This is a genomic window from Streptomyces sp. NBC_01267, from assembly GCF_036241575.1.
Classification (GTDB): domain Bacteria; phylum Actinomycetota; class Actinomycetes; order Streptomycetales; family Streptomycetaceae; genus Streptomyces.
The window spans coordinates 4,956,563-4,969,321 of the sequence record NZ_CP108455.1 but is presented as its reverse complement, the minus strand read 5'-3'; the positions used below and the strand labels follow the sequence as shown (position 1 = coordinate 4,969,321).

Here is a 12,759-nt window from a genome sequence, read left to right as displayed (position 1 = left end):
AGCAGCTCGGTCAGGTCAGGTCAGCAGTCCCGCCACGCGCGCCGTCGCCTCGATCAGCCACCCGGGGTCGCCGTACTCCCTGCCCCGGAACACCGCCAGCACCGCGCGGGCCTGGGTCCAGCGGTGGACGCGGACGCGGTCGAGCCCGGCGGCGTCGGCGAAGATGTCGAGGCTGCGGCGTACCGCTGCCCCCGGGTCGCTCGCGGTGAGCAGGGCGCCCAGCCGGGTGCGGATCAGGGTGAAGGCCTCGCTCGCCGGGTCGCCCGCGTAGCCCTTCGGGTCGGTGACCAGCCAGGGTTCGCGCTCCGCGCGCAGGATGTTGTCGTAGTGCAGGTCCCCGTGCAGCAGGATGCGCGGTTGCTCGCGTCCGAGGTCGCGGAAGGTCGCCACAGCCGCCTGTACCGCCCGGCGAGGCAGGAGCGCGGCCGACTCGGCGGATTCAGCGCGTAGTCGGGACTCCCATTCCGGCATCCGGTCCGCGAGCCCCGGCAGCGCGGCCGGTGCGGGGATCGCCAACTCGCGGACCAGCCGTCCGGCCTCCGTCAGGGCCGTGTCCATGTCGCCGAGACCGGCAAGCGTCTCTGGTTCCGCCTGTTCCAGCAGCATCGCGAAGCGGGCGTCGTCCCGTGCGTGGAGGCGTACGGCGCCGCGCCCGGCCCATGCCGCGAGGGCGTCCGGCTCGTGCACGTTGCCGGGGTGCGGGAACGAGATCTTCAGGACCGCGCGGCTCCGGTCGGCGCGCAGGACCGGTACGACGATCCCGACCTGGCCGTGCATCACCGGGCCGGACACCGCGCACTCCCAGCGTTCCAGGAGTTCACCGGTCAGGCCCGGCAGGGAGGCGGTCCAGGCCCGGCCCCGTTCGCCTTCCCTGGTGATGGTGCTCCGTACGAAATCCGTCGGCACGTCGATCATTCCCGCACCCTACCGAGGGCCGGGGGCGGGTGGCTGCGTCGTCAACTCCCCGCTCACAGCAGCGGTTTCACCGACATCAGCAGATGCCGGTGGGCCGGGTCCGGCTCGGCGACCGCCGTCGGCAGGCCCGTGAGCAGGGCCCGCTGGCCGGGGCCGAGCAGGTCGAACCGGACCACGGGGTCGCCGATGGCGCTCAACGCGTCTGTGAGACAAGCCAGCCCCACCCGGACCGTACCCGTAAGGCCGAGGGAGCGGGCGATCTCCGTCAGACGGCGGGCCGACACGACGACGTCGGCCGAGACGTCGTGGGACTCCGGCTTCCCGGCTCTCCGGCGACGCCTCTCCGGCTCGGAAAATACCCCCTGGGGCATCTCTGTTACGGTGGATGAGTAAACCCCGGGGGGTATCGAAGCGCATCGAAGCGATGTGAAACAGACACTTACGGACAGTTCGGGAGCAGATACATGAAGGTCATAGTCATCGGAGGCGTGGCAGGCGGGATGTCCGCTGCCACCCGGCTCCGCCGCCTCGACGAGACGGCGGAGATCGTCGTGCTGGAGCGCGGCGAGCACGTCAGCTACGCCAACTGCGGCCTTCCGTACTACCTCGGCGGCGCCATCGACGAGCGCGACGCCCTGCTGCTCCAGACCCCCGAGTCCCTCGATGCCCGCTTCCGGATCGATGTGCGCGTACGGCACGAGGCGCTGGCCGTGGACCGCGCCGCCCGTACCGTCCGGGTGCGCGAGACGGTGAGCGGCCGGGAGTACGAGGAGTCCTTCGACCGGCTGGTCCTCAGCCCCGGCGCCCGCCCCTTCGTCCCCGACCTGCCGGGCATCGAGCGCGCCCGCACGCTGCGGGACGTGACCGACGCGGACCGGATCGCCGAGCTGCTCGACGGGGGCGTCCGCACGGCCGTCGTCGTGGGCGGCGGCTTCATCGGGGTCGAGGCCGCCGAGAACCTGCGCGAGCGCGGGCTCGACGTCACTCTCGTCGAGCTGGCCGGGCAGGTGCTGCCGCCGCTCGACCCGGAGATGGCCGCCCCGGTCGCCGCCCGGCTGCGGGAGCACGGCGTACGGGTGGAACTGGGCGCCCAGCCGGCCGAGGTACTGCCCGACTCCGTCGTCCTCGCCGACGGCCGCACCCTGGCGGCCGACCTCGTCCTGCTGTCCATCGGGGTGAGGCCCGAGTCCTCGCTCGCCCGCGCCGCGGGTCTGGAGACCGGGCCGCGCGGCGGCATCGCGGTGGACGCCTCGGGGCGTACCAGCGACCCGGAGATCTACGCGGTCGGGGACGCGGCCGAGAAGCGTGACGCGCTGACCGGCGAGCCCGTCCTCGTACCGCTGGCGAATCTCGCCAACCGGCACGGCCGGCTCGTCGCGGACGCCATCGCCGGGCGTGAGGTGGCCGCCGGGCCCGCGACCTCGACCGCGGTGGTGCGGGTCTTCGACCTGACGGCCGCGGCGACGGGCTGGAACGAGAAGCGGCTGCGCGCGGCCGGCCACCCCTATCAGGCGGTGCATCTGCACCCCGGCTCGCACGCCGGTTATTACCCCGGCGCCTCCCCCATCGCGCTCAAGCTGCTCTTCGACCCGCGCGACCAGCGCATCCTCGGCGCCCAGGCGGTCGGCTCGGACGGCGTCGACAAGCGGATCGATGTCATCGCCACCGCGATGGCAGGTGGTCTGACCGCCCCCGCTCTCGCCGATCTGGAGCTCGCGTACGCCCCTCCGTACGGTTCCGCCAAGGACCCGGTGAACATGGCGGGCATGATCGCCGAGAACCTGGCGACCGGTACGGTCCGCACCGTGCAGTGGCACGAGCTGGGCACGGACGGAGCAGTCGGGCCGGTCGCCGCACTGGTGGACGTACGCACCCGCGCCGAGCACGCCCGCGGCGCGATCCCCGGCGCCGTCAACATCCCCCTGGACGAACTGCGCGACCGGGCGGCCGAACTGCCGGACGGCGAGCTGATCGTGCACTGCCAGGTGGGGCTGCGCGGCCACACCGCCCAGCGGCTGCTCGCCGGGCTGGGCCGGAACGCCGCCAATCTGGACGGCGGCTACGCGACCTGGTCCGCGGGTCAGGCTGCCGCCTGAACACCGGGCCCCGGTCCCCCGAACCCTCGAACCCTCGTAACCCGAACCCCGTAACCCCGCACCCCCGGAGCCCCCTCATGACCGAGAGCACCACCCCGACCCTCACCCCCGCCGAGCTGAACGCCCGCGACGCCGTCGGCACGCTCGTCGTCGATGTCCGCGCACCGGCCGAGTACGCCGCCGGTCACCTGCCCGGCGCGATCAGCGTTCCGCTGGACGCCCTGGAAACCCTCCTGCCGGAACTGCGCGAGGCCGCTGCCGGGCGGGACCTGATCGTCGTGTGCGCGGCGGGACAGCGGTCGGCCACCGCCTGCGCGCGGCTGGCCGCCGCCGGTGTGACGGCCGTCGGTGTGGCGGGCGGGACCCACGCGTGGCGCGCGGCCGGGCTGCCGCTGGACACGGCGCCGCACAGCGGACGTGCCGTCTGGGCGATGGACCGCCAGGTCCGCTTCGCGGCGGGCGCGCTGGTTCTGCTCGGGCTGGTGACCGGGGTGCGTTCACCACGTGCCAGGCTGCTGTCGGCCGGGGTGGCGTCGGGGCTGGTCTACTCGGGCCTCAGCAACACCTGCGGCATGGCCGCCGTCCTCGGCAAGCTCCCGTTCAACCGGCCGCAGCCCACGGCGCTGGACTCCGCCCGGCGCGCGCTGCGCGGCTGAGCGGAGCACGAGGCCGGATCACGGAAGCCCGGAGCACCCGGCCGGAACACCCGGCCGGAACACGCGGCCTGAGCACCCGGCCTGAGCACCCGGCCGGAGCCCGAACGCAGCATCAGAGAAGTACCGGAGAGAAGGAGAAGAGACCGTGAGCGCCGATCCGGAGAAGATGACCCCCGTACTCAACCGGCTGCGTCGTGCCCAGGGCCAGCTGGCCGGGGTCATCGCGATGATCGAGGCGGGCCGGGACTGCAAGGACGTGGTCACCCAACTGGCCGCCGTCTCCCGCGCCCTGGACCGCGCCGGATTCAAGATCATCGCCTCCGGGATGCGGGACTGCATCAACACGGCCGATGGCGAAACGCCCCCGCTCACCGAGGCCGAGCTGGAGAATCTCTTCCTGGCGCTGGCCTGAACGGCCTCACGGACGGGCGTCCGGCAGAGATCTGACGAGGACGAGGACAGCGGATCCGGAGGTGTCGGTCCGGGTTCGCTGTTGCACACTGCAGAAAGGACTTGTCGTCACAAGGTCGGGCAATCCACCCGGCCCTTCCTCGTGCAGTGGAGGCGGAAGCCTTGATATCCATCAGCCGTCATCGGAGCCCTCGGGGCTCGCGGCGCTCACCGAGTTCGCGAAACCCCCGGAGCGCCTGGTACCGCCGGAGCCGTCTGGCCGCCCCGCTGGCCCTGGTCACTGCCGGAGTACTGGCGCTCGCCGCCTGTTCCGGCGGTTCGGGCGGCGCGGGCGGCGGCGGGGGCAGTACGAAGTCGGCGCTGCCCAGCAGCGCGCCCCGCGCGCAGCTCGTCATCACTCCGAAGGACGGCGCCATGCACGTCGGAGTCAGCGTCGGCGCGGTCACGGCGGCCGTGGCCGAAGGTGCTCTGACCTCGGTCACCCTGACCAACGAGAGCAGCGGCAAGGCCATGCCCGGCAAGATGTCCGCCGCGCAGACGTCCTGGAAGGCCGGCCACGAACTGACCCGTGGGACGCCGTACGTCCTCGTCGCCCAGGCGAAGGACAAGAGCGGCAAGACCGAGACCAAGACCTCGCACTTCACCACCGTGTCCCAGGCCGACTCGGTGATCGCCTTCTACACGCCGGACGACCACACCACGGTCGGGGTCGGGATGGAGGTCTCCTTCAAGCTCGACAAGCCCGTGAAGAACAAGAAGGCCGTCGAATCCGCCGTCGCCATCACCTCCAGCAACGACCAGCTGGCCGTCGGGCACTGGTTCGGCGATCAGCGGATCGACTTCCGTCCGCAGAGCTACTGGAAGCCCGGTACCACGGTGCGGGTGGCCCTGAACCTGGACGGCGTCGAGGTCTCCCCCGGTGTGTACGGGGTCCAGGACCGGACCTTCTCCTTCACCGTCGGCCGTTCGCAGATCTCCACCGTGGACGCGGCGAAGCAGATGATGACCGTGGAACGGGCCGGGAGCCCGTCCAAGACCATCCCGGTCTCCACCGGCTCCTCGGGCCACGGCACGTACAACGGCACGATGGTGATCTCGGAGCAGTTCCAGCAGACCAAGATGGACAGCACGACGGTCGGGCTCGGCGACGAGTACAACATCCCCGACGTCCCGCACGCCCAGCGGCTGACCAACTCGGGCACGTTCATCCACGGCAACTACTGGGCGTCGACGGGTACTTTCGGCTCCGCGGCCACCAGCCACGGCTGCATCGGGATGCACGACGCCCAGGGCGGCACGAACACCTCCACCCCGGCCGGGTGGTTCTACAGCAATTCGCTGGTCGGCGACGTCGTGATCGTCAAGAACTCGACCGGTGGCGGCAAGGTCTCCCCGGACAACGGCCTGAACGGCTGGAACATGAGCTGGTCGGCCTGGACGGCGGGGAGCGCCGCAGCCGCGGAGTGACTCCCGCGGGTGATTCCCATGCGACGGGCGGCAGCCGCGGGCTGTTCGCCCGTCGCCCGTCGCCCATTGCACGTCGCCCGTCGCCCGTCGCCCGTCGCGCGGGAGCGCAAGGGGAGGCCGTTAGGGTTTCCCCGTGGGGATCAGTGAGAGCGTCCGGCCGCGCGCCGAGGGAACCGCACGGTCGGCGGCGACCACCGCCTGGTGGTTCGTACCGGCCGTGGCCACCGGCTGCGTCCTCCCGCTGTACGTGCTGTGGGCGGCCGTACTGGCCACCGGCGGCGGGGATCTGGCCGCCCAGCTCGCCTGGGCCGGGTTCGCCTCCCGGCATCCTGGTTCGGCGTACAACCTGTTCTGGTACGGCGGGGCGCACACCGCCAACTACAGCCTGCTGACGCCGTACCTCATGGCCTGGTTCGGCACCCGGACGGTGTCCGTGCTGGCCGGGCTCGGCGGGACCTGGGTGCTGTCGTGTCTCGTCGCGCGCACCGGGGTGCGGTGGTCACTCGCGCCCGCGGTGCTCGGCGCGCTCGCCCTCTGGTGCAACGTCGCGTCCGGGCGTACGACCTTCGCGGTGGGCGTGGCCGTCGGGCTGCTCGCCGTGCTGTGGCTGGAGCGTCCGGTCCGTGCGCCGGTGTGCGCCGCGCTCGCGACGATGGCCAGCCCGGTCGCGGGGCTGTTCCTGGTGGTGGTCGCGGGCGCCCATCTGCTGGACCGGCAGTGGCGGAAGGGGCTGCGGCTGGCGCTGCCGCCGTTCCTGGTGGTCGGGGCGACGACCCTGCTCTTCCCGTTCCAGGGCGAACAGCCCATGGCCGTGGGCAAGTTGTGGATGCCGCTGGCCGCCTGCGCCGCGCTGGTGGCCGCCGCGCGGTGCCGTCTGACCCGGTACGCCGCGTTGGTGTACGGCGTCGGGGTGGTCCTCACCTATCTCATCCCCTCTCCCATCGGCACGAACGTCGAGCGGCTCGTCGGGCTGGTGGGACCCGTGGTCCTGCTGGTCGCGGTACTCGCCGAACACCGCGCCGTACGGCGTCTCGTGCTGGTCGCCGCGCTCGGTCTCAACTGCTACTGGCTCGTCGACAAGACCCTGGACGACCTGCGGGTCTCCGACGCGGTCCCCGCGTGGGCCGCCGACACGGGCGGAGTCGTCCGGGAGCTCCAGCGGCTGCACGCCGACCGCACCCGGGTCGAGGTGGTGCCCGCGCGCAACCACCGCGAGGCGGCGGTGCTGGCCCCGTACGTGAACACGGCCCGCGGCTGGAACCGGCAGCTCGACGTCGAGCGCGGGCGGCTCTTCTACGACGGGACGCTCGACGCCACCACCTACCGGGCCTGGCTGGACCGGTTCGCCGTCGGGTACGTCGTCCTGCACGACGGGCGCCCCGACGGCCCGGCGGAGGGCGAGGCCGCCCTCGTACGGTCGGAGCCGCACTGGCTGAAGCCCGTCTGGCGGGACGCCCACTGGCGGATCTACCGGGTGGACGGCGCGACTCCGCTGGTGGAGGCGCCCGGCACGGTCGTCCGGGGTGACGACGCGGAACTGGTGGTGCGGATGCCCCGGGCGGGATCGGTCACCGTACGGATCGCGTACTCGCCCTGGCTGCGGTCGAGCGGCGGCGCCTCGGTGCGTGAGCACGGGGAGTGGACGCGGCTGACCGTACCGGGCCCCGGCGAGTACCGGCTCGGCTCCGGGTACGGCGCACTCGCGGACTGAGCGGGCGGCCGGGCCCGGAAAGCGGGTTCAGGCCGTGTTCATGCGCTGCGCGACGTCCCGGTAGTGGGCCGCGCTCGCCGCCGCGTCGAATCCGGGCGCCACGCCCTCGACCAGCACGGCGTCCCCGTCCACGTGGCCGGTGCGCAGCGGCAGCAGCTCCTGGTAGGCCGGGGAGTCGTACCAGGCGCGGGCTTCCTCGATCCCGGGGAAACCGATGACGACCAGCGTCCCGGGCCACTTCCCCTCGCGCACCTCCAACTGGGCGCCGTGCACCAGGAAGTGGCCACCGAAGGGGTCCAGCGTCGACTGGATGTTCTCCAGGTAGACGAAGACGTCTTCCGCGAAGTGGTCGGCAGGACGCAGATGAGCCACGGCGTACGCGGTCATGGGGCCTCCTCAACAGGCTCGGGCCCAGCGGTTCGCGGGAGCGAACCGCTGTGAGCCAGAGCCTGCCGTGACAGCGCGTGCGTGTCGATTACCTCAGGAGTAATCGCCGGCGGTCAGATCGTCGCGGTGTCGATCACGAAGCGGTACCTGACATCGCTGGCCAGCACCCGCTCGTACGCCTCGTTGATCCCGTCCGCGGCGATCACCTCGATCTCCGCGCCGAAGCCGTGCTCCGCGCAGAAGTCCAGCATCTCCTGGGTCTCGCGGATACCACCGATCCCGGACCCGGCGAGGGTCTTGCGTCCGCCGATGACGGAGAAGAGGTTGAGCGAGACGGGCTCCTCGGGGGCGCCCACGTTGACCATCGCACCGTCCGTCTTCAGCAGGCTCAGGTACGAGTCGAGCGGGAGCGGAGCGGAGACCGTGGAGACGATCAGGTCCAGGGAGCCCTTGAGCTCCTCGAAGGTCTTGGGGTCGCTGGTCGCGTAGTAGTGGTCGGCGCCCAGCTTCAGCCCGTCCTCCTGCTTGCGCAGCGACTGGCTCAGTACGGTCACCTCGGCGCCCATCGCGTGCGCGATCTTGACGCCCATGTGTCCGAGGCCGCCCAGGCCGACGATGGCGACCTTCTTGCCGGGGCCCGCGTTCCAGTGGGCGAGCGGCGAGTAGGTGGTGATGCCCGCGCAGAGCAGCGGCGCGGCCACGTCGAGCGCGATGCCCTCGGGGATGCGCAGGGTGTAGTTCTCGTCGACGACGATGTGGGTGGAGTACCCGCCGTAGGTGCGCTCGCCCTGCTTGTCGACGGCGTTGTACGTGCCGGTGTTGCCCTTCGCGCAGTACTGCTCCAGGCCCGCCAGGCAGTTGTCGCACTCGCGGCAGGAGTCGACCATGCAGCCGACGCCGACCCGGTCACCGACGGCGAACTTGGTGACGCCCGGACCGACCTCGGCGACGATTCCGGCTATCTCGTGGCCGGGGACCATCGGGAACAGTCCCTTGCCCCAGCCCTCACGGACCTGGTGGATGTCGGAGTGGCAGATACCGGCGAACTTGATGTCGATCAGTACGTCGTGTTCTCCGACCGGACGGCGCGGCACGGTGGTGCGCTCCAGCGGGGCCTTCGGAGCGGGGGCTGCGTACGCGGCGACGGTGGTGAAAGTCATCCGGAAACGTTCTCCTCAGAATCGGGGTGGTCCGTCCAGCCTGCCTGACGCTCCCCGCCGACCACGACCAGGGTCCGCTCACCCTCCGTGCCGAACCGGGCCCGGAGTCGGCGGGGATCCTGCGGCTGCTCGCGGCCCGGGGCCCCGGCACGCGGCAGACGGACCCCGCCGTCACCGGGTGACCGCTACGACCGGCCCGCCGCCGCGTTCTCCGTGATCGTCACCTTGCCCTTGCGGATGGTGGCGACGCGCGGGGCGCGGCGGGCGAGGGCGGTGTCGTGGGTGACCATGACGAAGGTCAGCCCGTGGTCCTTCCACAGCCCTTCCAGCACCTCCATGATCTCGTCGCGCATCCCCTCGTCGAGGTTGCCGGTGGGCTCGTCGGCGAGCAGCACCTTGGGGTTCTTGACCAGGGCGCGGGCGATGGCGACACGCTGCTGCTGGCCGCCGGACATCTCGGAGGGGAGGTGCCCGAAGCGCTCCGTCAGCCCCACGGACTCCAGCGCCTCGGCGGCCCTCCGGCGCCGCTCGGGGCCCTTGACGGAGAGCGGGACGAGCGCGGTCTCGACGTTCTCCTGCGCGGTGAGGGTCGGGATCAGGTTGAAGGACTGGAAGACGAAGCCGATGTTCTCGGCGCGCACCTTGGTGAGCCTGGACTCGCTGAGCGTCCCGAGGTCCACCCCGTCGAGTACGACGCTGCCCGCGGTCGGCCGGTCCAGGCCGCCGAGCATCTGGAGGAGGGTGGATTTCCCGCCCCCGGTGGGGCCCTGGATGACCAGACGGCCGCCGTCCTCGATGGTCAGATCGACTCCGGCGAGCGCGTCGACGGTCTTCTTGCCGCGCTGGTAGCGCTTGGTGACTCCGCTGAGTTCATACATGGGACGGTTCTCAACTCCTGCTCTCAACTCCTGCTGTACGGACGGGGGGTGGGTGGCTACTCGACGCGGCGCAGGGCGTCCGCGGGGCGCAGCCGGGAGGCGCGCCAGCCGCCGAAGCCGCCCGCGATGAGGCCGCCCGCCACGGCGAGTGCCACGGCCACCCCGATGGTGGAGAGGGAGACCGGTGCGGTCAGCGAGATGTCCAGGGCCTTCGACGCGGCCTGCCGCCCGGCACCGAAGCCGCCGCCACCGCCGCCGAAGCCACCGCCCCCGCCGAAGCCGCCGCGCATACCGCCGCCGGAGGAGGCGACCGAGGCGCTGAGGGTCGGGCTGATGGCGGTCACCAGGTACGCGCCGGCCAGCCCGAGCGCGATGCCGAGGACCCCGCCGAGCAGGCCGTTGACGAGCGCCTCACCCACCACCTGGCGGGTGACCCGGCCGCTCTTCCAGCCGAGCGCCTTGAGCGTGCCGAACTCCCGTACCCGGCGGCTGACGGCCGACGAGGTGAGCAGCCCGGCCACCAGGAAGGCGGCGACGAGGACCGCGATCGACAGCCACTTGCCGACGTTGGTGGCGAGGTTGGAGGCGGTGGAGAGGGAACCGGAGACGGTGTCCGCGAGATCGGCGGACGTGGTGACCGTGGTGCCCGGAACGTTCTTCTGGATCGTCGACTTGACGCCGGAGATCTTCTTCGAGTCGGCGGCCTTGACGTAGACCGTGGTGACCTTGTCCTTGGCGTCGGCCAGCGTCTGGGCCTGCTTCAGCGGGAGGTACAGATTGGCGGCGGCGTCACCGCTGTCGGGGGTCGCGATGCCCACGATCTTGTACTTCACCGAGGAGATCGTGACGGTGCTGCCGACCTTGAGCTTCTTCTTGTCGGCGTACGAGGAGTCGGCGACGGCGACCTCGGCGTCGGTCTCCGAGCTGGTGAACGTACGCCCCGAGGTGATCTTCGAGGAGGTCAGCGGGCCGAGGCCGAGGTGGGCGACGTCGGTGCCGAACACGGTGTAGGAGTCGACGTCGAAGTTGGCTCCGCCGCCCTGGACCTCACCGCGCGGGGCGCCGGTGGAGCCGCCGCGCCGACCGCCCTCGCCGGTGTCGCCGCCGGGCTGCTGCTTGTACTCGCCGCGCTTGAACTGCCCGTTGACCTTCAGCACGTTCAGGCTCAGCCCGCCGACGGCGCCCGAGACGCCGCTCTGCGTACCGACCTTGTCGACGGTCGACGAGGCCAGGGTCTGGAAGCCCTGCACCATCACCCGGTCGCTGCTCTGCTTCGTGTCGTCGCTGTTGCCCTTGGCGCCGAACTCGAACTTGGGCCGGGCGTTGCTCCCGGTGGTTCCGGCGGGCGCCTCGGCCTTGGTGACGGTCATGTCCGTACCGAGGCCGTACAGCGACTGAAGGACCTTGTCCTGTGCCTGGCCCATCCCTGAGGAGACCGAGCTGACGACGATGACCAGCGCAATACCGAGGGCCAGCCCCGAGGCGACGACGAGCGCCGCCTTTCTGCGTCGGCGCAGCTCGCGCCGGAGGTAGGTGAAGAACATGGCGTGAAAGTACGAGCCGCCGGTGATGGCTGGATAAGGCCCGGGTGAGAGACCGATGAGAAGAACCGGGCCCGGGAACGCCGACAGCGGCCCGTCCACAGAGGGGGACGGGCCGCCGTCGTACGGGGGCGGGGTGGGTCCGGCCTTGGTCAGGCGGCCGGACCCGGCCTTCGGTCAGGCGGCCGAACCGGCCTTCCACGCCGACCAGTTCAGGTTCCAGCCGTTGAGGCCGTTGTCGGGCTGGATCGTCTTGTCGTTGGAGTTCTTCACGACGACCACGTCACCGATGAGCGAGTGGTTGTAGAACCACGAGGCCGCGGTGTTGGGGTCGTTCGCACCCTTGGTGTCGGAGAGCCCCACACAGCCGTGGCTGGTGTTGGCGCTGCCGAAGAGGGACTTGGCGCCCCAGTAGTTGCCGTGGATGAAGGTGCCGGAGCTGGACAGCCGCATGGCGTGCGGGACGTCCTTGATGTCGTACTCGCCCTTGCCGTCCGCGTTGGTGAAGCCGACGGTCGAGCCGTCCATCCGGGTCTGCTTGTACTTCTCGGAGATCACCATCTGGCCGTTGTACGTGGTGTGGTCCGGGGAGCCGGCCGAGATCGGGATGGTCCTGATCGTCTTGCCGTCCTGCATGACCTTCATCGTGTGCGCGGCGGCGTCCACGACGGAGACCTGGTTGCGGCCGATCTTGAAGGTGACCGTCTTGTCCTGGACACCCGTCACTCCGCTGGCACCCTCGACACCGTCGAGGGCGAGCTTCATGGTGACGGTCGAGCCTTCCTTCCAGTACTGGTCCGGGCGGAGGTCCAGCCGGGTGGGGCTGAACCAGTGCCCGACGACTTCCTGGCCGCTGCTCGACGTCACCTTGACGGCGTCCTCGACAGCCTTCTTGTTGGTGATCGCCTTGTCGAAGTTGATCGACACCGGCATGCCCACGCCGACGGTCGAACCGTCCTCGGGCGTGAAGTTGCCGATGAAGCTGTTGGTCGGCGAGACCGTGGTGAACGACGAGTTCTCGTGTGCCTGACGGCCCTTGGCGTCGGCGGCCGTGACAGCGATCTTGTACGTGGTGGAGCGGTCGAGCTGGGCGTCCGGCTTCCAGCTCAGGCCGTCGGCCGCGATGGTGCCCTTGACAGCCGTGCCGCCCGCCGTGGTCATCGAGACCTGGGTCAGCTTGCCCGAGGTGACGGCGACCTTCGCGTCCTTGTTGATACCGGCGTTGTTCGCGCCGTTCTTGGGCGTGATCGCTATTCGGGCGTCGGAGGTGTCCTTCGCCGCGGCCTCGTCGACCGCGCTCTGCGAGGACTTCTTCGAACTGTCCGCGGCACCGGCCTTGCTGTCGCCTCCACTGCAGGCCGACAGCACCAGTACGCCGCCGAGCAGTGCGGACGCAGCCATCAGGCCCTTGCGCCGCCTACTTTCCGTCATCACACGCTTCTCCATCGTTGCCGAATACCCCGAAAATCCCCGAGCAGGTCGCGAGCGTGCTGCGTCCCTGCACCCTGTTAAGAACATCTGTACCGAAGTGCCGGTT

The 12,759-nt window shown here is 70.9% G+C and carries 13 protein-coding genes; 6 read left to right on the top strand and 7 right to left on the bottom strand.

The genetic code is table 11. The features are described 5' to 3' along the window. Positions 1 to 15: 15 nt before the first annotated feature. Positions 16 to 915: an aminoglycoside phosphotransferase family protein gene (locus OG709_RS23005; protein WP_329167614.1), complete on the bottom strand. Its 900-nt coding sequence runs from the start codon at positions 913 to 915 to the stop codon at positions 16 to 18. 53 nt (positions 916 to 968) lie between these two features. Further along, positions 969 to 1,286 (bottom strand): hypothetical protein, encoded by a 318-nt coding sequence (locus OG709_RS23000; protein WP_329167613.1) that lies wholly within the window; start codon positions 1,284 to 1,286, stop codon positions 969 to 971. 93 nt (positions 1,287 to 1,379) lie between these two features. Between OG709_RS23000 and OG709_RS22995 the strand changes: the two genes are divergently transcribed. The 5 genes from OG709_RS22995 (at position 1,380) to OG709_RS22975 (ending at position 7,256) form a co-directional block, all read left to right on the top strand. After that, on the top strand, positions 1,380 to 3,011 hold the full coding sequence (locus OG709_RS22995) for an FAD-dependent oxidoreductase (protein WP_266641150.1): 1,632 nt from the start codon (positions 1,380 to 1,382) through the stop codon (positions 3,009 to 3,011). Between the two features lie 77 nt (positions 3,012 to 3,088). Continuing rightward, positions 3,089 to 3,667, top strand: a complete 579-nt coding sequence (locus tag OG709_RS22990; protein ID WP_266641152.1) for a rhodanese-like domain-containing protein — start codon at positions 3,089 to 3,091, stop codon at positions 3,665 to 3,667. 166 nt (positions 3,668 to 3,833) lie between these two features. Further along, positions 3,834 to 4,079: a metal-sensitive transcriptional regulator gene (locus OG709_RS22985; RefSeq protein WP_250299744.1), complete on the top strand. Its 246-nt coding sequence runs from the start codon at positions 3,834 to 3,836 to the stop codon at positions 4,077 to 4,079. Positions 4,080 to 4,240: 161 nt separating this feature from the next. Then, the gene (locus OG709_RS22980) at positions 4,241 to 5,545 is read left to right on the top strand and encodes a L,D-transpeptidase (RefSeq protein WP_250299689.1); all 1,305 of its coding nucleotides are present in this window, start codon (positions 4,241 to 4,243) and stop codon (positions 5,543 to 5,545) included. Positions 5,546 to 5,678: 133 nt separating this feature from the next. After that, positions 5,679 to 7,256, top strand: a complete 1,578-nt coding sequence (locus OG709_RS22975) for a hypothetical protein (RefSeq protein WP_401276021.1) — start codon at positions 5,679 to 5,681, stop codon at positions 7,254 to 7,256. Positions 7,257 to 7,283: 27 nt separating this feature from the next. Here the strand turns inward: OG709_RS22975 and OG709_RS22970 are convergent, their stop codons facing one another. Further along, positions 7,284 to 7,643: a DUF1330 domain-containing protein gene (locus tag OG709_RS22970; RefSeq protein ID WP_250299688.1), complete on the bottom strand. Its 360-nt coding sequence runs from the start codon at positions 7,641 to 7,643 to the stop codon at positions 7,284 to 7,286. Positions 7,644 to 7,756: 113 nt separating this feature from the next. Next, positions 7,757 to 8,803: an NAD(P)-dependent alcohol dehydrogenase gene (locus tag OG709_RS22965; RefSeq protein WP_250299686.1), complete on the bottom strand. Its 1,047-nt coding sequence runs from the start codon at positions 8,801 to 8,803 to the stop codon at positions 7,757 to 7,759. 26 nt (positions 8,804 to 8,829) lie between these two features. Between OG709_RS22965 and OG709_RS22960 the strand changes: the two genes are divergently transcribed. Then, the gene (locus OG709_RS22960; RefSeq protein ID WP_250299683.1) at positions 8,830 to 8,985 is read left to right on the top strand and encodes a hypothetical protein; all 156 of its coding nucleotides are present in this window, start codon (positions 8,830 to 8,832) and stop codon (positions 8,983 to 8,985) included. 3 nt (positions 8,986 to 8,988) lie between these two features. Here OG709_RS22960 and OG709_RS22955 read toward each other — a convergent pair whose 3' ends face one another. The 3 genes from OG709_RS22955 to OG709_RS22945 form a co-directional block, all read right to left on the bottom strand. Next, on the bottom strand, positions 8,989 to 9,681 hold the full coding sequence (locus OG709_RS22955) for an ABC transporter ATP-binding protein (RefSeq protein ID WP_250299681.1): 693 nt from the start codon (positions 9,679 to 9,681) through the stop codon (positions 8,989 to 8,991). A 56-nt stretch (positions 9,682 to 9,737) separates the two neighbouring features. After that, positions 9,738 to 11,225: an ABC transporter permease gene (locus tag OG709_RS22950; protein WP_250299680.1), complete on the bottom strand. Its 1,488-nt coding sequence runs from the start codon at positions 11,223 to 11,225 to the stop codon at positions 9,738 to 9,740. A gap of 174 nt (positions 11,226 to 11,399) precedes the next feature. Continuing rightward, entirely contained in the window at positions 11,400 to 12,668 is a 1,269-nt protein-coding gene (locus OG709_RS22945) for a L,D-transpeptidase (RefSeq protein ID WP_266641157.1), read from the bottom strand. Positions 12,669 to 12,759: the final 91 nt, after the last annotated feature.

Bases quoted from the DNA above. Each gene is read 5' to 3' on its own strand.
- OG709_RS22985 (WP_250299744.1), top strand. From the start codon at position 3,834: ATGACCCCCGTACTCAACCGGCTGCGTCGTGCCCAGGGCCAGCTGGCC.
- OG709_RS23005 (WP_329167614.1), bottom strand. From the start codon at position 915: ATGATCGACGTGCCGACGGATTTCGTACGGAGCACCATCACCAGGGAA.
- OG709_RS23000 (WP_329167613.1), bottom strand. From the start codon at position 1,286: ATGCCCCAGGGGGTATTTTCCGAGCCGGAGAGGCGTCGCCGGAGAGCC.
- OG709_RS22965 (WP_250299686.1), bottom strand. From the start codon at position 8,803: ATGACTTTCACCACCGTCGCCGCGTACGCAGCCCCCGCTCCGAAGGCC.
- OG709_RS22950 (WP_250299680.1), bottom strand. From the start codon at position 11,225: ATGTTCTTCACCTACCTCCGGCGCGAGCTGCGCCGACGCAGAAAGGCG.
- OG709_RS22955 (WP_250299681.1), bottom strand. From the start codon at position 9,681: ATGTATGAACTCAGCGGAGTCACCAAGCGCTACCAGCGCGGCAAGAAG.
- OG709_RS22970 (WP_250299688.1), bottom strand. From the start codon at position 7,643: ATGACCGCGTACGCCGTGGCTCATCTGCGTCCTGCCGACCACTTCGCG.
- OG709_RS22990 (WP_266641152.1), top strand. From the start codon at position 3,089: ATGACCGAGAGCACCACCCCGACCCTCACCCCCGCCGAGCTGAACGCC.
- OG709_RS22945 (WP_266641157.1), bottom strand. From the start codon at position 12,668: ATGGAGAAGCGTGTGATGACGGAAAGTAGGCGGCGCAAGGGCCTGATG.
- OG709_RS22995 (WP_266641150.1), top strand. From the start codon at position 1,380: ATGAAGGTCATAGTCATCGGAGGCGTGGCAGGCGGGATGTCCGCTGCC.